Here is a 23,726-nt window from a genome sequence, read left to right on the forward strand (position 1 = left end):
GAGCATGAATCTGAATGACGTAGTGATCGTATCCACCGCCCGAACGGCCCTGACCAAGTCCTTCCGTGGTTCGTTCAACGACACGGAAGCGCCGGTACTGGGCGGGCATGTGGTGCGTGCGGTGGTTGAGCGAGCAGGCATCGAGCCGGGTTCCGTGGAAGACGTGATCATGGGTGCGGCCGCCCAGCAAGGCACCCAGGGCTACAACATCGGGCGCTTGTGCGCCAACACCGGCGGCCTGCCCAACACGGTGCCGGGCATGGCGATCGACCGCATGTGCGCCTCGGGTTTGATGAGTATCGGCGTGGCCGCAAAAGGCATCATGACCGGCGAAATGTCGATTGCCGTGGCCGGTGGCGTTGAGTCGCTGTCACTGACCCAGAACAAGTATAAAAACACGTACCGCGCTCAGTCCGAGGCGGTGCTTGAATGCATGCCCACGGCCTATATCCCGATGCTCGAAACCGCTGAGATCGTGGCACGGCGTTACAACATCAGCCGTGAAGTGCAAGACCAGTATTCCCTGCAAAGCCAGCAGCGTACCGCCGCCGCCCAGGCCGAAGGTCTGTTTGCCGACGAGATCGTGCCGCTGGCTGCGCGCAAGCTGTGCTTTGACAAGGAAGGCAAGCCCAGCGGTTATCAGGATGTGATTGCCGACCGTGACGAGTGCAATCGCCCGTCCACCACCCTTGAGGATCTGGCTGCACTCAAGCCGGTGTGGAAAGACGGCAAATGGGTGCAGCAGGGCGAGTTCATTACAGCGGGCAACGCCTCGCAGTTTTCCGATGGTGCTGCCGCCGTGTTGCTGATGAGCCGTGCCGAAGCCAGGCAGCGCGGGATCGAAGCGCTGGGTGTGTACCGCGGGATTGCCGTGAGCGGTTGTGCGCCGGAAGAAATGGGCATTGGCCCGGTGTTCGCGATTCCCAAGCTGCTCAAACGGTTCGGCCTGACCGTCTCGGACATCGACCTGTGGGAGATCAATGAAGCGTTCGCGTGCCAGGTGGTGTACTGCCGCGATTTCCTGCAGATCCCCAACGACCGCCTCAACGTCAACGGCGGGGCAATTTCCATTGGTCACCCGTTCGGCATGTCGGGTGCGCGGATGGTGGGCCACAGCCTGCTTGAAGGCCGCCGCCGTGGCGCGCGTTATGTCGTGGTTGCCATGTGCATCGGCGGCGGGATGGGGGCTGCGGGGTTGTTCGAGCTGAATTGATGAAGTGTTCCTCACCCCAGCCCTCTGCCTCCGGGGGATGGCTGGAGTGAGGGTTGGGGCGGGATTGGATTACGCATCAGTGTCCCCACCAGCACCGCACCGATCAGCCCCAGCACGCCTGCCACCCACAGCACCACGGCAAACCCCGCCACAAAAGCCCGGGTCGCCATCGGCTGAACCTGCGCCTGAACCTGCGCCGGCAGTTGGCTCAGTGCCCCCGGCATATCCCCGGCCACCACCCGCGAAGCAATAAAGTGACTCTGCTCCAGCCATTGCCCGGCGTCCTGGCGCAGGGCTGCCTGCAGATTTTGCTCGGTATGGCTGCCCAGCAAGGCGCCGAACACACCGATGGCTAACACGATGGCGCTGAAGCGCATGGTCGTGCTCATGCCGGACGCCATGCCCACACGGTCACGGGGCACGCAGGCCATGATGTTTTTCTGGGTGTCACCATTGAGCAGACCCGCCCCGGCGCCCGTCACCGCGGTGGTCAGCGCAAAACTCAAATAGCTGCCATGGTCCACCGCCCAGACGCTGAGCAGGTTGCCGCAACCCACCAGGGTCAAGCCCGCAGCCATCATGCTGGCGGGGCTGATGCGCGACGCCAGGCGAGCGCCGATACGCGGGCAAATCAGCATGGTCAGGGCAAACGGCAACATCCCCAGGCCAGATGCGACTGCGCTGAAGCCCAGGCCGTTTTGCAGATAAAACGGCAGCAGCGTCATCATTACCTGAGCACAGCCCGCGTAAGCGAACATGCCTAGCAGAGCGCCGATAAAGCGCGGATGGCGAAAGAGTTGAAGGTCAATCATGGGCCGGCGCTGCAAGGCTTCGATCAGCACAAACAGGCCCAGCAACAGCACCCCGGCACACACTCGTGCATAGGTCAGCGGATAGTTCCAGCCAATGCGGTTGGCCTCGATCAGGCCCCAGATCAGGCACAGCAGACTGGCGCTGAAAGCCAGGCTGCCCCAGGGGTCGAGTCGTGCGGATTGCGGGTCGCGGGACTCGCCAATGGCATGCCTGACCAGCGCCATCAGCAGCAGGCCCACTGGCAGGTTGAGGTAGAAAATCCAGCGCCAGCCCAGGTACTCGGTGATCAGCCCGCCAAGGGTCGGTGCGGCGGTCATGGCCACGCCCATGCAGGCGCCCCAGAAGGCCCAGGCCTTGGCCCGCTCCACTTCGTCGTGGAAGGCGTGCCCGATGGAAGCCAGTGCACTCGTCAGCAGCAGGGCCGCTCCCACGCCTTTGACGGCACGGGCGATTTCCAGCAGCAGGCTGGTGGGCGCGGCGCCGCAGCCCAGGGACGCAAGGATAAAAATGCTCAAGCCCCAGAGCAGGGTCTTTTTGCGGCCGAAGCGGTCGGCAATGCTGCCGGCCGGCAGCAGCAGGGCGGCAAACGCCAGCATATAAGCGCTGACCACCCATTCGATGTCGACAAAACTGGCCCCCAGATCACGGGCGATGCTGGGCAGGGTGACCGCGACAATATTGGTATCGAGCACGATGAGTGAGCACACCCCGCTGGCGGTGAGCAGGGTCAGGCGCGGGCTGACGCTTTTCATCGTTGCACCTCGCGCATTACTTTGTGGGCAATCAGTTTGACGGGCATGCTCGCGGCTCTCTAGTGTGACGGTGGTCACAGGGTATCGCCGCACATCCCGGGGTTTGTTAGCTGGCAGCCCGGACTTCATTACCTTTGAGCTAATGCTGCTATGGATATACGTCATTTCCGTTATTTTCTGGCCGTTGCCCAGCAACGCAATTTTACCCGCGCGGCTGAAACACTGGGGATTGCGCCACCGACCCTGACTCGGCAAATCCAGGACCTTGAGCACGCCCTGGGGGTGCGCCTGTTTGTGCGCGAGCAAAGGCAAGTACGCTTGACCGAAGCGGGGCTGGCGTTGTTGCCCGATGCCGAAGCCACGGTGCGCCAGTTCGAGCTGGCGCAACGCAATGCCCAGCGCGCCGGGCGCGGTGAGACAGGGCACATCGAGTTGGGTTACGTCGCTTCGGCGGTGTATTCGGGGGTGTTGCAGCGCCAGGTGCAGGCGTTTGCCAGCGACTATGCCGAAGTCAGTCTGAATGTGCGTGAAGCGTCGATGGCCAGTTTGCCGGAGCGGATCGTTGAAGGTCGGTTCGACTTGGGCTATGTGCGCTCACCCATGACGCTGCCCGAGGGGCTGGAGGCAATTCGGCTGAATGCGGAGGGCTTTGTACTGGCGCTGGCCGCTGATACCTGGCTGGCGCGCCTCAAGAACATCAGCCCCGGGCATTTGCAAAACGAGACCTTTATCCTCCCCGAGCAAATCAGCGGCACGCTGCACGTAGCGGCCCAAGGGGGCTACGCTCCGAAACTGGGGGCCCAGCCCGGCGGGCTGGTGGCGGTGATTGCGCTGGTTTCGCTGCGTCAGGGGGTGGCGGTGGTGCCGGCGTCGGTGGTGGGGCATATCAGTCTGCCCAATGTGCTCTACCGCCCGATCGAGGGCTGCGAGGCGCAGTCGTGGTTGTCCTTGATCTACCGCCGATTTGAAAAGTCAGCCGTTGTGACCCGTTACATCGAGCAGGTCAAACGTGATGCGCGTACAGCCGGGCTGGACGCGAAATAGTGCTGAAAGACTGCAGCATTTAGTCGGCCATATACGTGCGTTAAAGCCGGGAAGCAGTACAATCGCGCACTTTTTACCGGGCATGGATGCTGTTCGGCACACGCTCACGAGAAGACCCATGGTTTCTGCAAGTTACTCTCCCTCGCTGGTTTTTATTTCCCTGTGTGTTGCGATTCTGGCGTCATACACCGCCCTTGATCTGAGCGGGCGTATCGCCACGGCGCGAGGCCGGACCGTGTACCTGTGGATCGGCGGCGGCGCCCTGGCTATGGGGTTTGGGGTGTGGTCGATGCACTTTATCGGGATGCTTGCGCTGGAGCTGCCGCTGGCACTGGGTTACGACCTGGGGCTGACCCTGTGGTCGTTGCTGGTGGCCATTTTGTCGTCAGGCTTTGCCTTGTGGCTGGTGAGCCAGCCGCGCCTGCCTTGGCTGCAGCTATTGTTCGGCGCCTTGATCATGGGCGCGGGCATCAGTGCCATGCACTACAGCGGCATGGCTGCGTTGCGCATGCAGCCGGGGATCGATTACGACCCGACGCTGTTTGGTCTGTCCTTGCTGATAGCCGTTGGGGCTTCGGCTGCTGCGCTGTCGATCGCCTTCCATCTGCGCCGGCAAACCCCTTACGTCCGTCTGGCGCGGGGCGGGGCTGCGGTCATCATGGGCCTGGCGATTGTCGGCATGCACTACACCGGCATGGCGGCGGCCAACTTCCCCGTTGGCAGTTTTTGCGGTGCTGCCGTGGACGGCTTGAGTGGCAATGGCCTGGATAACCTGGTGCTGGTGTCCAGCCTGGCGGTGCTGGTCATTGCGTTGCTGACCTCGGTTTTCGATGCCCGACTGGATGCCCGCACCTCGGCCCTGGCGGACTCACTGACCCTGGCCAATGAAGAGCTGACACAACTGGCGCTGCACGACACCCTGACCGGGTTGCCCAACCGGATTTTGCTGGCAGACCGCATCGCTCAGGCGATGAGCAAAGTGCACGAGCAAGGCGGGTGTTTCTCGTTGATGTTTATCGATCTGGACGGCTTCAAACCGGTGAATGACGCCTTCGGCCATCACCTGGGCGACCGCTTGCTGCGTGAGGTGGCCTTGCGTCTGCGCGAGCAGTTGCGCAGTCAGGACACCCTGGCGCGCATTGGTGGCGACGAGTTTGTGCTGCTGGTGCGCTTGCTTGAGCCGGACGATGCACCGCAAGTGGCGGCGCGCCAGGTCGGCCTGCTGTCCAAGGCGTTCCGGGTGGACGACCATGACCTGCTGATTTCTGCGAGTGTCGGTATCGCGCTGTACCCCGGCAACGGCCAGACCGCCGAAGAGTTGCTGATGAATGCCGATGCGGCCATGTACCACGCCAAGGGCGCGGGCAAAAACGGCTACAGCTTTTTCGATGCGTCGATGAACACCAACGCCCGCAAGCAATTGCAGCTGTTGCAAGACTTGCGTCAGGCACTGGAACTGCAACAGTTTCGCTTGTTCTACCAGCCCAAGTTCGACGCCAGCAACAACCAGCCGGTGGGTGCCGAAGCCCTGTTGCGCTGGGAGCATCCGCAGCAGGGTTTATTGTTGCCGGAAGACTTTATCGACATGGCGGAGAAGACCGGCCTGATCATCCCCATCGGCGATTGGGTGCTCAACGAAGCGTGCCGCCAGATGCGTGTCTGGTTCGATGAGGGCTATAGCCACTGGCGCATCGCGGTCAACCTGTCGGCCTTGCAGTTCTGCTATTCGGGGTTGGTTGACAGCGTTGTCGCGGCCCTGGAGCGCCACCGTTTACCCGCCAACAGCCTGACCCTGGAAATCACCGAAACCACCGCCATGAACGATGCCGATGCGAGCATGGTGGTGCTGCAACGCCTGTCGCAGATGGGCGTGGACCTGTCCATTGATGACTTCGGCACCGGCTATTCCAGCCTGATGTACCTCAAGCGCCTGCCGGCCAACGAGCTGAAAATCGACCGTGGTTTTGTGCGTGATCTGGAGCATGACAGCGACGATGCGGCGATCGTCTCGGCGATTGTGGCGCTGGGTCAGGCACTGGGGCTGCGGATTGTGGCCGAAGGGGTCGAAACAGATACCCAGCAAAGCTTTCTGACCACGTTGGGCTGTGATGCCCTGCAAGGTTTTCTGCTGGGCCAGCCTCTGCCTGCCGAGCAGTTCATGCACGATATCCATCGCGCCGAGCCCTGCACGGATCGCAACCCGATACCGACCTGACAAGACTGGTCCTTCGCGGTTATTCTGGCCGCCAGACTTGGATCGTTGAAGGGGAGCGCGTGTTTATGGATAAAGTCATCGTGATCACCGGTGGCAGTCGTGGCATCGGTGCCGCCACTGCCGTGCTGGCGGCGCAGCAGGGATATCGGATCTGCATCAACTACCTGGCCGACGATGCCGCGGCCCATGAGGTGCTGGCACAAGTCCGCGCTCTGGGCGCGCAGGCCATCGCCGTGCGTGCCGATGTGAGCGACGAAGAGGAAATCGTCCGTCTGTTCATCGAGGTTGACGAGCAGTTGGGCCCGGTCACGGCGCTGGTCAACAACGCCGGCACCGTGGGCCTCAAGTCACGGGTGGACGAGCTGTCCGAGCTGCGCATCATGCACACGCTGAAAACCAACGTGCTGGGCCCCATCCTGTGCGCCAAGCATGCCGTGCTGCGCATGTCGCCACGTTACGGCGGGCAGGGTGGCAATATCGTCAACGTGTCGTCGGTGGCGTCCCGTCTGGGCTCGCCCGGCGAGTATGTCGACTACGCCGCCTCCAAGGGCGCAGTGGATACCTTCACCCTGGGCTTGTCCAAGGAACTGGCGGGCGAAGGTATCCGGGTCAATGCGGTGCGCCCGGGCTACATTTTTACCGACTTCCACGCCTTGAGCGGCGACCCCGGGCGGGTCAGCAAACTTGAACCGATCATCCCGATGGGCCGTGGCGGGCGTCCGGAAGAAGTGGCCGAAGCGATTATCTGGCTGCTGTCGGACAAGGCCTCGTATACCACCGGCACCTTTCTGGATCTGGGCGGCGGGCGGTAAGCCCCCACTATCTCCCTTAGACACTCTGGCCGTGGGAGCGAGCCTGCTCGCGAATGATCTTCGCGAGCAGGCTCGCTCCCACATTGCTTGCTTTTACGCTTGATCCGACGATAATGCGACTTATTGCTATTTAAGTCCGGTTATCTATCGTGCCTACTCCTGTGGATCCCAAAAGCCTGCTTGCCAGCCTGTATCAGGACAATCATGCGTGGTTGCGCGGCTGGCTGTCGCGACAGGTGCGTTGCCCGCAGGATGCGGCCGATCTGACCCAGGACACCTTTCTGCGCGCCTATGATGCCCGGCAACTGGACCGCATCCAGGAACCCCGCGCCTATTTGAGCACCGTTGCCCGCCGTCTGCTGTGTTCGCTGTGGCGTCGGCGCAAGCTGGAACAATCCTATCTGGACCAGTTGGCCGATTTGCCAACCGCCCATGCACCTTCTGCCGAAGACATTGCCCTGGTGCGCGAGGCAATTGAAGCCATCGATCACGCGCTCGAAGGATTGCCGTCACGCGTTAAGCGGGCCTTTTTGCTCAATCGCCTCGAAGGCATGCCCCAGCAGGCCATCGCTGACCTTTTGGGGGTTTCGCTGGCGACGGTGGAACGCGATTTGCGCCGCGCCTTCGTTCACTGCCTGACACACAGAGTGCAGCCCCTATGAGTACCGCCAAGGTCGATCCGATCACCCGTGCAGCCATTGACTGGATGCTGCGCCTTGAGTCCGGGGATGCCTGCCCTTCGGAGCGTCAGGTGTTCAAAGCCTGGCTGGTTGAAAACCCCGACCACATGGCCGCATGGCAGCGCGTGGCCGGGGTGCTGAAAGCCCCGATGGCCGACCTGCAATCGGTCGAGCGGCGCAGCCCGGGGCAATTGCAGGCGGCACGCCGGGCACTGCTGGGCGGCACTTCAGGTTCGCGCAAAAAGGCCCTGCAGGGCGGCTTGTTACTGTTGCTGCTCGGGCTGGGGGCGGCGGGGCTGGTTGACCGCGTTACCCCACTGGCAGGCCTGATGGCCGACCAGCACACCGGCACCGGTGAGCGCAAAACCATCCAGCTGGACGATGGCAGCCTTCTGACGCTCAACGCCCGCAGCGCGGTAGATATCCAGTTCAGCCACGGCCAGCGGCGTGTGCATTTGCGCGAAGGCGAGTTGCAAGTGGATGTGGCCGTCGATCCCGGGCGCCCGTTTGTGGTCACCACCGCCCAGGGCCAGGTTCAGGCACTGGGGACGCGCTTTATGGTGCGCCAGGGAGCTGAAGAAAGCCTGGCCAGCGTGCAACAACACAGCGTGCAACTCGATACCCTGGGCGGCCAGCAACGGCGTATAGACACCGGCCAGGCGGTGTCTTTCACGGCCAGTCAGATTGACCCGCAAATCCCGACCTCGCGCAGCCAGACCGATTGGCTGCAGGGCCGGGTCGAGTTGCATGATGAGCCGTTGCAAGCCCTTGTCGACGCGCTGCGACCGTACCAGAGCGGTGTGCTGCGCATCAGCCCCGAAGCCGCCAAAGTGCGGGTGTTCGGCGTGTTCCCGCTGGACAACACCCCTCAAACCTTGAGTGCACTGGCGCAGACCTTGCCGATCAAGGTCACGCGTTACGGCCCCTGGCTGACGCTGATCGATGTACGTCGGTAAAAATTCAATGAATGCGAATTAATTACAAATAGTCTGAGGGGAAACCCTTGCTCGTTGGTCAAGGTTACAACTGCCTACCGTGCAACGAGAAAGGACGCCCCATGCCGTACGCCCCGCTTAAACCCTGCCTGCTGGCACTGACAATCACCCTGGGCATTGCCGGCCACCTGCCAAGCGCGGTGGCCGAGGCGATGCACGCTGACCAGGGGGCCGTCCGTTTTTTTGATCTGCCGCCTGCGCCTTTGGGTGTGACCCTGAGCCGGATCGCCCGTGACAGTAACCTGACCCTGTCCGTTGCGCCGGCCTTGTTGCAGGGCAAAACCAGCGCTGCGGTAAACGGCATGTACACCCCGCAACAGGCGGCCGAGCGCGCGCTGGTGGGCTGTGGCCTGGGCCTGAGCGTGACAGACAGCGGGGCTTTGAGTGTTTACCCGCAGGCCGAAGCGGGCGCGTTGAACCTGGGGGCGACCACGGTTTCGGCGCTTGTGGCCGAAGATGGCCGTGGTCATGTTGACGGTTTTGTCGCTACCCGTTCGGCGACGGCGACCAAAACCGATACGCCGATCCTGGAAATCCCGCAAACCATTAACGTGGTGACCACCGATCAAGTGGAGGTGCAGGGCGCGCGCGACCTGACCCAGGCGCTGCGGTATACGCCGGGCCTGAGTACCAATGGTTACACCGATCGCAACACCATCGCGGACGAAATCACCAGCCGCGGGTTTGCACCGACCCTGCTCTACCTCGATGGCGCGTATCTGCCGTCGGCGGGCAGCCTGGGCGGCACACCGCAAATCGATCCGTACACCCTGGAACGCATCGAAGTGCTCAAGGGGCCGTCCTCGGTGCTGTATGGCCAGAACCAGCCGGGGGGCATGATCAACATGGTGTCCAAGCGTCCGAGCATGCAGGCCCGGCATGAGATCAAGGTCGGCACCGGCAGTTTTGACCGCTACAACCTGGGCTTTGATTTCACCGGGCCACTGGACGATGCCAAAACCCTTGGCTATCGCCTGATCGGTGTCGGCAACACCGGCAGCGAACAAGTGGATTACACCGAAGACTCGCGCATGCTGCTGGCCCCCAGCTTCACCTGGGCACCCGATGACGACACCGAACTGACGTTGTACGCGCAATTGCAACGCGATGATGCCCTGGCCGATTACCAGGCCTTGCCTGCCGTGGGCAGCCTGTACCGCAACTCCCGGGGCAACAAGATTGATCGCGACACGTTTTTGGGCGACTCGAAATGGAATGACTACAAGCGCGACCAATATGTGCTGGGCTATCAGTTCACCCATGCTTTCAACGAGACCATGACCTATCGCCAGAGCCTGAGCTACATCGACGTCGACGACCGCTACAAGGGGTTTTACCTGAACCGCTTTGTCACGGCCCCGGACGGCGCGACCGACACCCACGCCAGCCGCACCAAGCTCGACTGGCGCCAGCAGAACAGCTCGTACAGCTTCGATAACCACCTGCAAAGCGACTTCGTCACCGGGCCGTTGCAGCACACCTTGCTGGTGGGCCTGGACTACCGAAGCTTCATTCGCAAATACCAGGGCTACAACCTGAGTGGCAGCGAGGTCATCGACCTCTACAACCCGAGCAACTATCGCACCACGGGTGTGCCGACCCTGACCACAAAATGGGATAACCGGGTCAAGCAAACCGGTTTTTATGTGCAGGACCAGATCAAGCTCGACAACTTTATCCTGACCATTGGCGGTCGCCAGGATTGGGCGAAAGTTGAAAACAATGACTTGCTCGCCCATTCGCGGGAGACGCAGAACGACAACAAGTTCACCGGGCGTGTGGGCCTGACCTATGTCACTTCGTTCGGTCTGGCACCGTATATCAGCTACACCGAATCGTTCCTGCCCTCGGTGGGCACCAGCGCGCCGGCCCGCGGAGGCAAGGCGTTTGCGCCCATGACCGGCAAGCAATACGAAGTGGGGGTCAAGTACCAGCCGAATGATACGACCTTGCTCACGGCCTCGGTGTTTGAGATCAAGCAGCAAAACGTCCTGACCGGCGACCTGGAGTATCTGGAGTATCAAGTCCAGGAAGGCGAGGTCAGCTCGCGGGGGATAGAGCTGGAGGGCAAAAGCCGCTTGGGCGATATTGACCTGATTGCCTCGCTGTCTTACCTGGACGTGTTCTACAGCAAATCCAACTACGGCAACGAAGGCAACCGCAGTGAGGCACAAGCACCGTGGGCAGCCAGTGTGTGGGCGGACTATCACTTCACTGCGCAAGCGCTGAAGGGCGTGACCCTCGGTGGCGGTGCGCGTTACACGGGCAAAAACTTCGGCGACTCGGCCAACACCTTCAAGACCCCGTCATTTGTCGTGTACGACGCCACGCTCAGCTACGACCTGGCAGCCCTGGACCCGAGCTTCAAAGGGGTCAGTACCCAACTGAACGTGCAGAACCTGTTTGATCGCGAGTACGTGTCCTCGTGCAACTACAGCTTTGGCTGTTATTACGGGCAGCAAAGAACGGCAGCGCTGGAAGTCAAATACGATTGGTGATGCCACTGCAATCGACCCGTAGCCGCTGAGGAGCGAAGCGAGGCTGCGACCGGTCGCGAAGCGATCGCAAATGCAGACGCCTCAATGTATCTGATACATCGAGGCGTCTGCATCGCAGCCTTCGTTCCTCGGCAGCGGCTACAGGCCGAGGTTTTTTTCAGCGTCGCAGTTTCAGAGCGCTGGCCAGGCTGATGGCCAGCGGCAGGCGCGGTAGCAACGTGGCCTGGTACGCATGGTAAAGGTCCGGCTTGCCGGGCCATATCTTTTGCGTAGGCTGGTTGTCGACCCCCAGCTCGTGGTGCCAGCTGCCGTGCTGGCGGTCGATCATGTACAGGTCGATATAGTCCCAGAACTGTTGATACCAGACTTCGTACTCATGCTCTTCGGTGCGCTGCAATAACGCCGCCGCAGCAGCAGACGCTTCGGCCAGGGTCCAGTGCAGGCGCTCGCGCACCACGGGCTGGTTGTTCCAGTCCAGGGTGTAGACGATGCCGCTGTTGCCATCGACATTCCAGCCATGCTGGCACGCGCTGCGAAACAGTTGGCGGGCGTCTTCGAGCAGCCACTCGGGTGCCGGCAGGCCACGCTGTTTGCGCGCAGCTTCAAGGTGCAGCAACAGGCGCGCCCATTCAAAGGCGTGGCCCGGGGTTTTGCCAAACGGGCGGAAACCGTCCGCCGGGTTGTCCTGGTTGTAGTCGGGCAGCGGCTGCCACCGGGCATCGAAATGCTCGATCGGCAGGTAGTGCGATTGTGCGGCGTGCTGGTGAATCACTCGCTCGGCGATGCGCAGGGCGCGGTTGAGCCACAGGTCCTGGTCGAGGACATCGGCCAGGGCCAGAAAGGCTTCAGTGCCATGCATGTTGCTGTTGGCTCCGCGATAGGCCTCGCAGTCACTCCAGTCACCGGCAAAACTTTCCAGCAGGGCGCCTTCAGGCTCCGACCAGAAGTGCTCTTCGAGGACTTGCACCGCATCACTGAGCAATTGATCGGCGCCACCACGACCGGCAACGGCTGCGGAACTGGCAGCCAGGGCCACGAAGGCATGCAGATAGGCTTCTTTGCGGGTATTGCCGTCCTGCCCATGGGCGCTGGCAAACCAGCCACCGTGGCTGGCATCACGCAAGGGCCCGGCCAGTGCGGCCAGGCCGTGGTCGATCAGCGGGGTGCAGCCCGGCAGGCCCTGAATATGGGCAAGCGCAAAACTGTGCACCATGCGCGCCGTGGTCACGGTGTTCGCCGGGGCATCGTCCGGGCGGCGGCCAAAACAGTCCAGCTGGGCGAACCCGTCGGGCACGCGTGCGGCCTTGGCAAAGTCGACCAGCGCCTGGCCCTGATCCCGCAGCCACTGCTGATGGGGTAAGGATGTGAGCCAGCTGTCGCTGGTGCGGGTGAGATCGGTCATTGGCCACCTGTGGTGTTCTTGTCGTTATTCAACGTTCGCAGCCTAAGGGATTGCTCTTGAAGTGAATAGCTGAAAGGTTTCATCCTTGCGCCGCTCAGGCATTCAGATGAACCACCTGCGGGGTGCGGGTCATGACTACCTGGCCGCCGCGCACCGACAGCAACGGTTTGGCCTGCAGGCGTACGGCTTCAAAATCGCTGGTGGCCTCCAGCACCACCAGACTGGCCGGGCGGCCTACAGCCAGGCCGTAGCGATCCCCAAGATTCAGGGTGCGGGCGCTGTTGTCGGTGACCAGGTCAAGGCAGCGCTGCAGGTCTTCAAACCCCAGCATGTGGCAGATGTGCAGCCCGGCATCCAGCACACGCAAAATGGCGCCATTACCCAGTGGGTACCAAGGGTCCATGATTGAGTCCTGGCCGAAGCAGACATTCATCCCGGCGCGATCCAGCTCGGCCACACGGGTCACGCCCCGGCGCTTGGGGAAGCTGTCGAAGCGCCCTTGCAGGTGAATGCTTTCGGTGGGGCACGAGACAAAATTGATCCCCGACTGCTTGAGCAACCGGAACAGTTTGGAGCAATAGGCGTTGTCGTAGGAGCCCATGGCGGTGGTGTGACTGGCGGTTACCCGGCTGCCCATGCCGCGCACCCTGGCCTGTTCGGCCAGGACCTCGAGAAAGCGTGAATGAGGGTCGTCGGTTTCATCGCAATGCACATCCACCAGACAGCCATGTTTCTCAGCCAGGTCCATCAGGAAGTGGATCGAGCTGACACCCTGTTCGCGGGTGTTTTCAAAGTGCGGAATGCCGCCCACCACGTCTGCGCCCATGGCCACGGCACGCTCCATCAGGGCCCGGCCATCGGCATAGGACTCGATGCCTTCCTGGGGGAAGGCCACGATCTGCAAATCGATCAGGTGGCTGGCTTCTTCGCGCACTTGCAGCATGGCTTGCAGAGCAACCAGCGACGGATCGGTCACGTCGACGTGGGTGCGCACGTGTTGAATGCCGTGCTCGGCCAGCATGCGGAGGGTGGCATGGGCCCGCTGCCGGGTGTCTTCAAGGGTGATGGTCTGCTTGCGCTGGCTCCAGCGCTCGATGCCCTCAAACAGGGTGCCGCTCATGTTCCACTCGGGTTGCCCGGCGGTCAGGGTTGCGTCCAGGTGAATATGGGGTTCGACCAGCGGCGGGATCACCAGCCAGCCCCGGGCGTCAAGGTCCCGTGCGCCCGGGGTCAGGCTTGCGGTTTGTGGAGTGATCGCGGTGAAAACCCGGTTTTCCCAGCTCAGGGTGTGCAGGCCATCCATGTGACGCAGTCGGGCATTGATCAGGTTCATGGTGGGTCCTTGTGGTGAAGGCGCGCAGCGGCCTGAGAAAATGTAGCTCAATGTCGCCGGCAGCGGCAGGGGGCCGGGGCTTAAATCTCCGGCACCCAGCCCTGGGACCAGTCACTGTCATGCCTGACCACGTCGCGCAGCAATTCAATGCCTTGTTGCAGGGCGGCACTGTCGCGCTCGCGGGAATACACCAGATAGGTCGGGTAGCTGAATTCGGGGGCTTTGGGCACCCGCTCCAGGGCTCCGCTGTCCAGGTAGCTCTGTACCACCCGGGTGCGGAAGTAGCCGCTGCCACCGTTTTGCAGAATGAAATGCAGGGCGACGGGGCCCAGGTTGAAGCTGATGGCGGCCCGGGCCTTGTCGGGGAGGGCGGCGTCATGCTGACGGCGAAAGTCGTCGCCCCAGTCAACGTAAACATAGGGATCGGGCAGGTCGGGGCGGCGAATCTGGATCAGTTTTTCTTCCAGCAACTGCTCGACCTGCACGCCGGGCCAATAGGCCGGCTGATAGACCAGCACGGCGTCCAGCAGGCCCATTTCGAGCTGGCGCAACAACCACTCGCAATCGCGGATCTGCACCCGCAGGGCATGGGTGGTGAGGTGCTGGCGCAGGGCCTTGGCCCAACTGAGGATCAGCGGGTTGCACAGGCTGACTTCGCCACCGATGTGCAGCATCTGGTGCAGCCCTTCAGGGCGTGGCAGATCACGGCGGGCGGCTTCCCAGGTTTGCAGCAGTTGATTGGCGTACACCACAAAGGCTTCACCCTCGGGTGTCAGCCTGGCGCCAGCGCGGTTGCGGATAAACAGGGTCACGCCCAACAGGCTTTCGAGCTTGTGCACCCGCGCGGTCACGGCCGTCTGGGTTACATGCAGCTTTTCGGCTGCGCCGACAAGGCTGCCGTAGCGAACGATTTCGAGGAAGGTGCGGGCCAGGTCGAGGTCCATAAACGCGCCAGTCAGCAAGGGGCGTTCAGTGTAAGGGAGAACAGGCGGTTACTCACCCCAATCCTGTGCGGGAACGGCCAGGGCCGCTCCCGCACTTCAGATCAGAAGGTGTATTTGGAAGTCAGCATCAAACTGCGTGGCTCGCCGTAGTAAGTGGTGTTGAAGTTGCCCAGGCCCGAGAGGTACTTTTTGTCGAACACGTTGTTGGCGTTGAGGTTGAACGTCAGGTGTTCGTTGTATTCGTAGCGGGTCATCAGGTTGACCAGCGCGTAGCTCTGTTGCTCGATGAAGTCGGAGTCGCCTTTTGCATCGTTGTAGATCTTGCCGTAGAACGGGCTTTGCCAGTTCACGCCACCGCCCACGGTCACCTTGTTCATCACGCCCGGCAGGCGATACGTGGTGAACACCCGCGCCACGTTTTCCGGCTTGGTGGTTTCAAGCGGGTAGCCATACACGCGCTTGCCATCTTCGGACCTTGTTTTGGCGTAGGTGTAACCGGCCATAAGGTTCCAGTCCGGCATCAGCTCACCGGCCAGTTCCAGTTCAATACCGTTGGTGGTTGCCCCGTCGAGGGACTCGTAGATGCCCAGGTTGGTGTTCACATCAGTGCCTGTTTGTATCGGCACATTTTTTTGCTCAGTCCGGAACACGGCTGCACTGGCATTCAAACGGCCATCGAAGTACTCACCCTTCAAGCCGATTTCGTAGCTGTTCCCTTCAGTTGGTGCCAGGGTGGTCCCGGAGCTGCTCTGCTCGGTGACGGGCTTGTAGATCGAGGTGTAGCTGCCGTAGACCGAGTAAGTATCGTTGATGTCATACACCACCCCTGCGTAGGGCGTGACCTTGCCGTGCTGTTTGGAAGTCGTTTTGTTGTCCTGGAAAGTACTGGTCTGTTGGTAGTACGTGTAGGTGCTGTTGTACTGGAAGTCGCTCACGCGGCTGCCGAGGATGATCGACCAGTCGTCTGCCGGCTTGAAACGCGCGGCGATGTAAGCGCTGTTCTGGTTCTGGTTGGTTTCATACTTGCCGTTTTTCGGGAAATCGGGCTGCGGGTATTTGCCGTTCCAGTCAAAGATGCTGCTGTTCAGTTTGCGGTACTCGCTGCCGTCAAAGGTCGCGCCGGTTTGCCGGGAGGACTGAGAGGTCGCACCCACCACCAGTTCATGTTCGCGGCCGAACAGGGTGAACGGGCCGGTGGCATTGAGATCGAAGGTGTTCTGTACGCGATGGCCTTCCCACTTGCCCCAGTAGAAGAACATGCCGTCACCGGTGACCGGGTTCGGCTTGCCGCCGCTGGCCGAGCCCAACAGGGTGTCGTGATCGTTGGTTTGCTGGGTCAGGGTGCCTTTGACTTTCCAGTCGTTGGCAAAGCGGTGCTCCAGGGCGGCAAAGGTCGACTGGATCTGAACATCGCGACGGCTCCAGTCGGTAGCCGGGTTGAACGAGCGACTGAAGTCGGTCTTGGTGTAGTCGGAGAAGTAGTAAGGGTTACCCGTCCAGGACGAGCCACGAGGCTTGATGTTCTGGTAGTCCATGCCGAAGGTAAACAGGGTGTCCGGTGTCAGATCCGCTTCGATGATGCCGTAGAACACATCATTCTTTTTCGAGTAGTGATCGCGGTACGAATCGGCGTCCTGATACACCCCCACAAAGCGGCCGCGCACGCTGCCATCGTCATTCAGCGGCCCGGAAATATCGCCTTCGGTGCGGTAGTTGTCCCACGAGCCTGCGCTGGCAGTGACCGAAGCCTTGAATTCGCGTGTCGGCTTTTTGCGGATCAGGTTGACCGTGGCCGAAGGCTCGCCCGAACCGGACAGCAGGCCGGTGGCGCCCTTGACGATATCAACCCGGTCATACAGGGCCATGTCGACCTTGGTGGCACCTTCGTCGAAAACCCCGTCATACAAGGTGTTAACGCCGTCGTACTGGAAGTTGGTGATGGCATAGCCGCGGGCCGAGTATTCCATGCGGTCGCTGTCGTAGGCCTGAGTGGAAATGCCCGGCGCGTTGCGCAGCACATCGCCGATGCTTTGGGCCGCCTGGTCGTCCATCAGCTGACGGGTGATCACGGTCACGGTTTGCGGGGTTTCGCGGATCGACAGTGGCAATTTGGTCGAGCTGTTGCTGGCGCCAGTGGTGTAGGAATGTGTGTCTTCGGTGGTCAGCGAGGTGCCCATCCCTTGGCCAGAGATATTGGTCGCACCCAGCTCCAGGCCTTGGCCCTGGTGTGCGCTCAAAATTACCGTGTCGCCATTGAGTTGATACGAAATGCCGCTGCCTTGAAGCAGGGATTCCAGTGCCTTGACCGGCTCCAGAGAACCCAAGACGGAACGCGATTTGATGCCTTGAACCTGATCCGGGCTATACAGGATCTGCAGGTTGGCTTGCTTGCCCAGTTCATTCAATGCACTGGCCAGCGACTGTGCCGGAATATTCAAGGCCACCGCAGCTGCCTGGGCCATGGTCGAACCCAGCAGGACCGAGGCCACAAAGGCGCTGGTCAACAAGGTGCGGCGAACAGTTTGACGCTGGGTGGCGATCGAAAGAGGGGTCCGGTTCAGGTTGGGTCGTTGCATTGCGTGCCTAGGCTCCGAGATGAAATTTCTTTTTTGTTAATGGGAATAGTTATTAGACGCAGCGCGATTGAGAAACCAGAAACAAGTTTCTGGAAAAACCGGATTTAATGTTCTGATCGATTCCCCTGGCCTTTTATGTCAGGGAATTGTTCTGCTGGTAGAACGCTGAGTGCTAAAAAACCTGTCTAGTCGTATCGGTGTGTCGAATCTAAACTGGTCACCATGATTTACAGGAGGTGCAACATGAAAAAGATTCTTGGTGTTTACACCGCTCCCCGTCCCCATTGGGTTGGCGATGGCTTTCCGGTTCGCACGCTGTTTTCCTACGACAGCATGGGCAAACACATCAGCCCGTTCCTGTTGCTCGATTACGCCGGGCCAGCCGAGTTCTCGCCAACTACAGAGCGTCGGGGCGTAGGGCAGCACCCGCATCGTGGTTTTGAAACGGTGACCATCGTCTACAAGGGCGAAGTCGAGCACCGCGACTCCACCGGCAACGGCGGGGTGATAGGGCCTGGCGATGTGCAGTGGATGACCGCTGCGTCGGGGATCCTGCACGAGGAGTTTCACTCCGAAGCGTTTGCCCGCAGTGGCGGCCCGCTGGAAATGGTTCAGTTGTGGGTCAACCTGCCGGCCAGGGACAAAATGTCCGCACCGGGTTATCAGGGCATTGTGGATCGGGACATTCCTGATCTGGCGCTAAAGGACGATGCAGGTCGTTTGCGCCTGATTGCCGGTGAGTTCGATGGAAAACGCGGTCCGGCGCGGACCTTTACCGATATCGACGTGTGGGATATCCGCTTGAACGCGGGCAAGGCCGCCACGTTCGACGTGCATCAGGGCCGTAACACGGCGCTGGTGGTGTTGCACGGTGCGGTTGAGGTCAACGGTCAGGAAGTGGTGCGTGAAGGGCAGTTGGCGCTGTTCGAGCGTGACGGTTCTCACGTCCGGCTTGAGGCCAATAACGATGCAGTGCTGCTAATCCTGAGTGGCGAGCCGATAGACGAACCGATCGTGGGGCATGGCCCGTTTGTAATGAATACGGATGCCGAAATACAACAGGCATTTGTTGACTTCCAGTCGGGCAAGTTTGGCCGGATGCCTGCTTGATCTACGCATAACCCGTAGCAGCTGCCGAAGGAACGAGGCTGCTGCTACGGGGACGAGGAATGGGATTTCAAACCCGTTCGAAAATCACCGCTATGCCCTGGCCTCCGCCAATGCACATGGTTGCCAGGGCGTAGCGGCCCTTGATCCGGTGCAGTTCGTGGATGGCCTTGGTGGCGATGATCGCGCCGGTGGCGCCAACCGGATGCCCCAGGGCGATCCCCGAGCCATTGGGGTTGACCTTGGCCGGATCCATGCCCAACTCCTGCATCACGGCGCAGGCCTGGGCGGCGAAGGCGATATTGGCTTCGATAACGTCCATGTCCTCGATCTTCAGCCCCGCCCGTTTGAGCGCCAGCCTGGTCGCCGGAATCGGCCCCAGGCCCATCAGCTCAGGTTCAACTCCGGCATGGGCGTAGGCCACCAGCCGGGCCATCGGCGCCAGATTGCCCGCCTGTACCGCAGCGCCACTGGCCAATACCAGTGCCGCTGCACCGTCATTGAGCCCCGATGCATTACCCGCGGTCACACTGCCGTCTTTCTTGAAGGCTGGTTTCATCTGCGCCAGCTGTTCAAGGGTTGTGGCCCTCGGGTGTTCATCCTGACTGAACAACACGGTGCCCTTGCGGCTGCGTACCTCGACAGCGGCGATCTGGCTGTCGAAGTAGCCTTGGGCGATGGCCCGCGCTGCGCGCTGCTGGTCTTCAAGCGCCAGCGCATCCTGGGTCTGGCGGCTGATGTTGTTGCGCTGGGCGATGTTCTCGGCGGTGATGCCCATATGAATGCCGTGGAACGGGTCATGCAGAATGCCAAGCATGTAATCGAGCATCGGCGTATCCCCCATGCGCGCACCCCAGCGGGCGGCAGGCAGCAGGTACGGGCCACGACTCATGGCTTCGGCCCCGGCGCCAATGGCGAACTCGGCATCGCCAAGCATCAGGGTGTGGGCAGCTGAAATAATCGCCTGCAAACCGGAGCCGCACAGGCGATTGACGTTATAGGCCGGCGTTTCCTTGGGGATCCCGGCATTGATCGCGGCGACTCGCGCCAGATAGGCATCCTGGGGCTCGGTCGGGATCACGTTGCCCATCACCACGTGGCCGATGCGCTCGGGCTCGACCTGGCTGTTCAGCAACGCCGCTTTTATGGCGGTGGTGGCCAGGTCGCCCAGAGGCACGTCCTTGAGTGCGCCACCAAAGGTGCCGATGGCCGTGCGCTGGGCGCTGAGGATGAAAATTTCAGAAGCTTGCATGGCGGATCCTTGTTGTTTTATTGGGCCAAATGCGCTGGATTATTTCACTGGGTGACGAAGTCGGGAGTCGTCCGTTTGAGGGGCCTGAGTGTCGACCTGACCATCCAGAAGGGTCATGAAGGCATGGGCGGCATTGGACAGGGTTCGCTCCGTATGCACGATATAACCCAGTTGGCGGGTCAACTGGATGCCGGGCAGGGCAATCGATGCTACTTGCTCATCGAGCATGGTGCGCGGCAGTACGCTCCAGGCCAGACCGATGGACACCATCATTTTGATGGTCTCCAGGTAGTTGGTGCTCATGGCGATATTGGGCGTAAGGCCCTGGGCTTCAAACAGGCGATGGACAATATGGTGGGTGAAGGTATTGCCGCCGGGGAACACCGCCGGATGGCGCGCAATGTCAGCCATGCTGACCGCCTTTTGCCGGGTCAGGCTGTGCTCCGGGGCCACCACGAAATCCAGCGGGTCATCCCATACGGGCACGGCACGAATCAGCGAATGGGGTTCCGGTGCGAGGGTGATCACCGCCAGTTCGGCACGGCCATGGAGAATTTCGTCGTAGGCCACTTCTGAATCCAGAAACTGGATATCCAGTGCGACCTTGGGGTAGGTGCGGGTGAACTCGCGCAGCAGGGGGGGCAAACGGTGCAGGCCGATATGATGGCTGGTAGCCAGGGTCAGGCGTCCGCTGACCTCGCCGTTCAGGTTGTTCAGCGCCCGCCGGGTATCATCCAGCACATTGAGAATCTGATACGCCCGCGGCAGCAAGGCACGGCCCGCTTCGGTCAGGCTGACCTCACGGCCCAGGCGGTCGAACAACCTGAGCTTCAACTGCTGCTCGATGCTGGCGATGCGTTTGCTGATGGCGGGCTGGGTCAAAAACAGCCGCTCGGCGGCCCCGGAGAAACTTCCGGTTTCAGCTATGGCAATAAAGGCATTGAGATTCGCGAGATCCATCTATTCGAATTCCTGTTGGTTATCCAAAGCATGAAAATTATGAATTTGAGTTATTAACTGTAACGCCATAGGATCGACCTCACAAGCCAAGTGGTTATTGGCGCAGAAAAGTAGCTGATGAGGAAACCGTCTGATGGCCGGCAAAACGCTCTACGACAAGCTCTGGGATTCGCATTTGGTCAAGCAGCGCGACGATGGCTCGGCGCTGATCTATATCGACCGTCATATCATTCACGAAGTGACGTCGCCGCAAGCCTTTGAAGGCCTGCGTCTGGCCGGGCGCAAGCCTTGGCGCATCGATGCCAACATCGCGACCCCGGACCACAACGTACCGACCACGCCGGAGCGCAAAGGCGGGATCGAAGCGATTGCTGACGAAGTTTCCCGTTTGCAGGTCCAGACCCTCGACGACAACTGCGACGAGTACGGCATCACCGAGTTCAAGATGAACGACGTGCGCCAGGGCATCGTTCACGTGATCGGCCCGGAGCAGGGCGCCACCTTGCCGGGCATGACCGTGGTCTGCGGCGACTCGCACACGTCGACCCACGGCGCATTCGGTGCGTTGGCCCACGGTATCGGCACCTCCGAGGTTGAGCATGTGCTCGCCACTCAGTGCCTCGTCGCCAAGAAAATGAAGAACATGCTGGTGTCGGTTGAGGGGCAATTGCCGTTCGGCGTGACCGCCAAGGACATCGTGCTGGCAGTGATCGGCAAGATCGGTACTGCGGGCGGCAATGGCCACGCCATTGAGTTCGCCGGCAGCGCCATTCGCGACCTGTCGGTTGAAGGCCGCATGACCATCTGCAACATGTCCATCGAAGCCGGCGCCCGCGTAGGTTTGGTAGCGGCGGATCAAAAGACCGTCGATTACGTGAAGGGTCGTCCGTTCTCTCCTAAAGGTGCCGAGTGGGACATGGCAGTCGAAGCCTGGAAAGACCTGGTTTCCGACAGTGATGCAACCTTCGACACCGTGGTTGAACTCGACGCTGCCCAGATCAAGCCTCAAGTCAGCTGGGGCACTTCGCCCGAGATGGTATTGGCGGTTGATCAGAACGTGCCGGATCCGGCGAAGGAAGCCGACCTGGTCAAGCGCGGTTCGATCGAACGTGCGTTGAAGTACATGGGGTTGACGGCCAATCAGGCAATTACCGATATCCAGCTGGATCGCGTATTTATCGGCTCGTGCACCAACTCTCGAATCGAAGATTTGCGTGCTGCAGCCGTGATTGCCAAAGGCCGTAAAGTGGCGTCCACCATCAAGCAGGCGATCGTGGTACCGGGTTCGGGTCTGGTGAAAGCCCAGGCCGAGGCGGAAGGCCTGGACAAGATTTTCCTTGAAGCCGGTTTTGAATGGCGCGAGCCGGGTTGCTCGATGTGTCTGGCGATGAACCCGGACCGGCTGGAGTCGGGCGAGCATTGCGCCTCTACCTCCAACCGCAACTTCGAAGGCCGTCAGGGTGCCGGTGGGCGTACCCACCTGGTGAGCCCGGCCATGGCCGCCGCCGCCGCTGTAAACGGTCGTTTCATCGACGTCCGCGAATTGATCTAAGGAGCGCAGCATGAAAGCTTTTACTCAGCACACCGGGCTTGTCGCACCTCTGGATCGAGCCAACGTCGACACTGACCAGATCATTCCCAAGCAGTTTTTGAAGTCGATCAAACGTACCGGCTTTGGCCCGAACCTGTTTGACGAATGGCGCTACCTGGATGTGGGGCAGCCGTACCAGGACAACTCCAAGCGCCCGCTGAACAAGGATTTTGTGCTCAATGCCGAGCGTTATCAGGGCGCCAGCGTACTGTTGGCCCGTGAAAACTTCGGTTGCGGCTCCAGCCGTGAGCACGCGCCCTGGGCGCTGGAAGAGTACGGCTTTCGCAGCATCATCGCGCCGAGCTATGCCGACATCTTCTTCAATAACAGCTTCAAAAACGGTTTGTTGCCGATCATTTTGAGCGACGCTGAAGTGGATGAACTGTTTGCCCAGGTCGAAGCCGAGCCGGGTTACCAGCTCACCGTGGACCTTGAAGCACAAACCGTGACCCGTCCGGATGGCAAGGTGTTGAGCTTCGAGATAGACGCGTTTCGCAAGCATTGCCTGCTCAACGGTCTGGACGATATCGGCCTGACCTTGCAGGACGGCGATGCGATTGCCGTGTTCGAAAGCAAGCACCGCGCAAGCCAGCCGTGGTTGTTCCGCGACGCTTAACCCTGTAGCCGCTGCCGCAGGCTGCGAAAAGTTCCGCGGGAACTTCAAGCCTTTGAGGATTGCTGCGCAATCCATCGCAGCCTTCGGCAGCGGCTACACAGTCATTACTCAAGGAAGTTTTCATGACCAGCACCGCCCAGCACACTCAGGTTGTACAAAAACAGTTCGGCGAACAGGCTTCGGCCTATCTGAGCAGTGCCGTGCACGCGCAAGGCACAGAGTTCGGCCTGCTAAAGGCCGAGCTGGCCGGCAAGTCAGAGGCGCGGGTGCTGGATCTGGGCTGTGGCGCGGGCCATGTGAGTTTCCATGTGGCGGCACTGGTCAAGGAAGTGGTGGCTTACGACCTGTCGCAGCAAATGCTCGATGTCGTAAGCGCCGCCGCGATCGATCGCGAGCTGGGCAATATCAGTACCGTGTGCGGTGCGGCCGAGCGCCTGCCGTTTGCCGATGGTGAGTTCGACTACGTGCTCAGCCGTTATTCGGCGCACCACTGGAGCGACCTCGGCCTGGCCCTGCGTGAAGTGCGCCGGGTGCTCAAGCCGGGTGGGGTGGCAGCGTTTATCGATGTGATTTCTCCCGGCAGCCCGCTGTTCGACACCTATCTGCAAAGTGTCGAGGTGCTGCGCGACACCAGCCATGTGCGCGATTATTCGACGGCCGAGTGGCTGCGCCAGATCAGCGAAGCCGGTTTGCATACGCGCAGCACACAGCGTCAGCGTTTGCGTTTAGAGTTCAGCTCCTGGATCGAGCGCATGCGTACGCCGCAGGTCATGAGCGCGGCCATTCGCCAGTTGCAACAGTCGATGGGCGCGGAAGTTCGCGACTATTTCGACATTGAAGCCGATGGCTCGTTCAGTACAGATGTGCTGGTGCTTTGGGCTGAGAAGTAACCCTAAAAATTTCAGGATGCGCCCCCGGGGGCA

The 23,726-nt window shown here is 61.0% G+C and carries 18 protein-coding genes; 11 read left to right on the top strand and 7 right to left on the bottom strand.

Annotation, left to right across the window (positions count from 1 at the left end; genetic code table 11):
• The first annotated feature begins 4 nt into the window (after positions 1-4).
• Entirely contained in the window at positions 5-1,213 is a 1,209-nt protein-coding gene (locus BLW11_RS13220; protein WP_048358314.1) for an acetyl-CoA C-acyltransferase, read from the top strand.
• A gap of 11 nt (positions 1,214-1,224) precedes the next feature.
• Here the strand turns inward: BLW11_RS13220 and BLW11_RS13225 are convergent, their stop codons facing one another.
• Entirely contained in the window at positions 1,225-2,778 is a 1,554-nt protein-coding gene (locus BLW11_RS13225) for an MFS transporter (RefSeq protein WP_048358313.1), read from the bottom strand.
• Between the two features lie 150 nt (positions 2,779-2,928).
• On the opposite strand from BLW11_RS13225, the gene BLW11_RS13230 reads away from it, so the two are divergent.
• The 6 genes from BLW11_RS13230 to BLW11_RS13255 all read left to right on the top strand — a co-directional run bounded on the left by BLW11_RS13230 (position 2,929) and on the right by BLW11_RS13255 (position 11,022).
• Positions 2,929-3,822, top strand: a complete 894-nt coding sequence (locus tag BLW11_RS13230) for a LysR family transcriptional regulator (RefSeq protein ID WP_048358312.1) — start codon at positions 2,929-2,931, stop codon at positions 3,820-3,822.
• Between the two features lie 118 nt (positions 3,823-3,940).
• Positions 3,941-6,037: a putative bifunctional diguanylate cyclase/phosphodiesterase gene (locus BLW11_RS13235; protein ID WP_048358311.1), complete on the top strand. Its 2,097-nt coding sequence runs from the start codon at positions 3,941-3,943 to the stop codon at positions 6,035-6,037.
• Positions 6,038-6,102: 65 nt separating this feature from the next.
• Complete coding sequence (locus tag BLW11_RS13240) at positions 6,103-6,849, top strand: SDR family oxidoreductase (protein WP_048358310.1); 747 nt, start codon at positions 6,103-6,105, stop codon at positions 6,847-6,849.
• Positions 6,850-6,998: 149 nt separating this feature from the next.
• Complete coding sequence (locus BLW11_RS13245) at positions 6,999-7,511, top strand: sigma-70 family RNA polymerase sigma factor (protein WP_048358309.1); 513 nt, start codon at positions 6,999-7,001, stop codon at positions 7,509-7,511.
• Positions 7,508-8,485: a FecR domain-containing protein gene (locus BLW11_RS13250; RefSeq protein WP_048358308.1), complete on the top strand. Its 978-nt coding sequence runs from the start codon at positions 7,508-7,510 to the stop codon at positions 8,483-8,485. The genes BLW11_RS13245 and BLW11_RS13250 overlap by 4 nt, the downstream gene beginning before the upstream one ends.
• 101 nt (positions 8,486-8,586) lie before the next feature.
• Entirely contained in the window at positions 8,587-11,022 is a 2,436-nt protein-coding gene (locus BLW11_RS13255) for a TonB-dependent siderophore receptor (RefSeq protein WP_048358307.1), read from the top strand.
• A 157-nt stretch (positions 11,023-11,179) separates the two neighbouring features.
• Here BLW11_RS13255 and BLW11_RS13260 read toward each other — a convergent pair whose 3' ends face one another.
• From BLW11_RS13260 to BLW11_RS13275, 4 genes are all read right to left on the bottom strand, one after another.
• On the bottom strand, positions 11,180-12,424 hold the full coding sequence (locus tag BLW11_RS13260) for a D-mannose isomerase (protein WP_048358306.1): 1,245 nt from the start codon (positions 12,422-12,424) through the stop codon (positions 11,180-11,182).
• A 94-nt stretch (positions 12,425-12,518) separates the two neighbouring features.
• Positions 12,519-13,757: a cytosine deaminase gene (gene codA / locus BLW11_RS13265; protein ID WP_048358305.1), complete on the bottom strand. Its 1,239-nt coding sequence runs from the start codon at positions 13,755-13,757 to the stop codon at positions 12,519-12,521.
• Positions 13,758-13,837: 80 nt separating this feature from the next.
• Entirely contained in the window at positions 13,838-14,701 is an 864-nt protein-coding gene (locus BLW11_RS13270) for a LysR family transcriptional regulator (protein WP_048358304.1), read from the bottom strand.
• A 101-nt stretch (positions 14,702-14,802) separates the two neighbouring features.
• Complete coding sequence (locus BLW11_RS13275; RefSeq protein WP_048358303.1) at positions 14,803-17,277, bottom strand: TonB-dependent siderophore receptor; 2,475 nt, start codon at positions 17,275-17,277, stop codon at positions 14,803-14,805.
• Between the two features lie 243 nt (positions 17,278-17,520).
• Between BLW11_RS13275 and BLW11_RS13280 the strand changes: the two genes are divergently transcribed.
• Positions 17,521-18,387, top strand: coding sequence for a pirin family protein (locus BLW11_RS13280; protein WP_048358302.1), 867 nt, complete (start codon positions 17,521-17,523; stop codon positions 18,385-18,387).
• 67 nt (positions 18,388-18,454) lie between these two features.
• Here the strand turns inward: BLW11_RS13280 and BLW11_RS13285 are convergent, their stop codons facing one another.
• Both BLW11_RS13285 and BLW11_RS13290 read right to left on the bottom strand, forming a co-directional pair.
• A complete protein-coding gene (locus BLW11_RS13285; protein ID WP_048358301.1) occupies positions 18,455-19,636 on the bottom strand; it encodes an acetyl-CoA C-acyltransferase family protein in 1,182 nt (393 codons plus the stop codon).
• Between the two features lie 39 nt (positions 19,637-19,675).
• Positions 19,676-20,596, bottom strand: coding sequence for a LysR family transcriptional regulator (locus BLW11_RS13290; protein ID WP_048358300.1), 921 nt, complete (start codon positions 20,594-20,596; stop codon positions 19,676-19,678).
• Positions 20,597-20,729: 133 nt separating this feature from the next.
• On the opposite strand from BLW11_RS13290, the gene leuC reads away from it, so the two are divergent.
• The 3 genes from leuC to BLW11_RS13305 all read left to right on the top strand — a co-directional run bounded on the left by leuC (position 20,730) and on the right by BLW11_RS13305 (position 23,693).
• The gene (gene leuC / locus BLW11_RS13295; RefSeq protein WP_048358299.1) at positions 20,730-22,148 is read left to right on the top strand and encodes a 3-isopropylmalate dehydratase large subunit; all 1,419 of its coding nucleotides are present in this window, start codon (positions 20,730-20,732) and stop codon (positions 22,146-22,148) included.
• 10 nt (positions 22,149-22,158) lie between these two features.
• Entirely contained in the window at positions 22,159-22,803 is a 645-nt protein-coding gene (gene leuD, locus BLW11_RS13300; RefSeq protein ID WP_048358298.1) for a 3-isopropylmalate dehydratase small subunit, read from the top strand.
• A gap of 122 nt (positions 22,804-22,925) precedes the next feature.
• Positions 22,926-23,693: a class I SAM-dependent methyltransferase gene (locus tag BLW11_RS13305; RefSeq protein ID WP_048358297.1), complete on the top strand. Its 768-nt coding sequence runs from the start codon at positions 22,926-22,928 to the stop codon at positions 23,691-23,693.
• Positions 23,694-23,726 lie beyond the last annotated feature (33 nt).

The sequence above is a fragment of the Pseudomonas deceptionensis genome (assembly GCF_900106095.1).
Classification (GTDB): Bacteria; Pseudomonadota; Gammaproteobacteria; order Pseudomonadales; family Pseudomonadaceae; genus Aquipseudomonas; species Aquipseudomonas deceptionensis.

Coding starts and splice junctions, on each gene's coding strand:
- BLW11_RS13230 (WP_048358312.1), top strand. CDS start 2,929: ATGGATATACGTCATTTCCGTTATTTTCTGGCCGTTGCCCAGCAACGC.
- BLW11_RS13285 (WP_048358301.1), bottom strand. CDS start 19,636: ATGCAAGCTTCTGAAATTTTCATCCTCAGCGCCCAGCGCACGGCCATC.
- BLW11_RS13280 (WP_048358302.1), top strand. CDS start 17,521: ATGAAAAAGATTCTTGGTGTTTACACCGCTCCCCGTCCCCATTGGGTT.
- BLW11_RS13260 (WP_048358306.1), bottom strand. CDS start 12,424: ATGACCGATCTCACCCGCACCAGCGACAGCTGGCTCACATCCTTACCC.
- BLW11_RS13290 (WP_048358300.1), bottom strand. CDS start 20,596: ATGGATCTCGCGAATCTCAATGCCTTTATTGCCATAGCTGAAACCGGA.
- BLW11_RS13250 (WP_048358308.1), top strand. CDS start 7,508: ATGAGTACCGCCAAGGTCGATCCGATCACCCGTGCAGCCATTGACTGG.
- leuD (WP_048358298.1), top strand. CDS start 22,159: ATGAAAGCTTTTACTCAGCACACCGGGCTTGTCGCACCTCTGGATCGA.
- BLW11_RS13220 (WP_048358314.1), top strand. CDS start 5: ATGAATCTGAATGACGTAGTGATCGTATCCACCGCCCGAACGGCCCTG.
- BLW11_RS13225 (WP_048358313.1), bottom strand. CDS start 2,778: ATGAAAAGCGTCAGCCCGCGCCTGACCCTGCTCACCGCCAGCGGGGTG.
- codA (WP_048358305.1), bottom strand. CDS start 13,757: ATGAACCTGATCAATGCCCGACTGCGTCACATGGATGGCCTGCACACC.
- BLW11_RS13305 (WP_048358297.1), top strand. CDS start 22,926: ATGACCAGCACCGCCCAGCACACTCAGGTTGTACAAAAACAGTTCGGC.
- BLW11_RS13240 (WP_048358310.1), top strand. CDS start 6,103: ATGGATAAAGTCATCGTGATCACCGGTGGCAGTCGTGGCATCGGTGCC.
- BLW11_RS13270 (WP_048358304.1), bottom strand. CDS start 14,701: ATGGACCTCGACCTGGCCCGCACCTTCCTCGAAATCGTTCGCTACGGC.
- BLW11_RS13255 (WP_048358307.1), top strand. CDS start 8,587: ATGCCGTACGCCCCGCTTAAACCCTGCCTGCTGGCACTGACAATCACC.
- BLW11_RS13275 (WP_048358303.1), bottom strand. CDS start 17,277: ATGCAACGACCCAACCTGAACCGGACCCCTCTTTCGATCGCCACCCAG.
- BLW11_RS13235 (WP_048358311.1), top strand. CDS start 3,941: ATGGTTTCTGCAAGTTACTCTCCCTCGCTGGTTTTTATTTCCCTGTGT.
- leuC (WP_048358299.1), top strand. CDS start 20,730: ATGGCCGGCAAAACGCTCTACGACAAGCTCTGGGATTCGCATTTGGTC.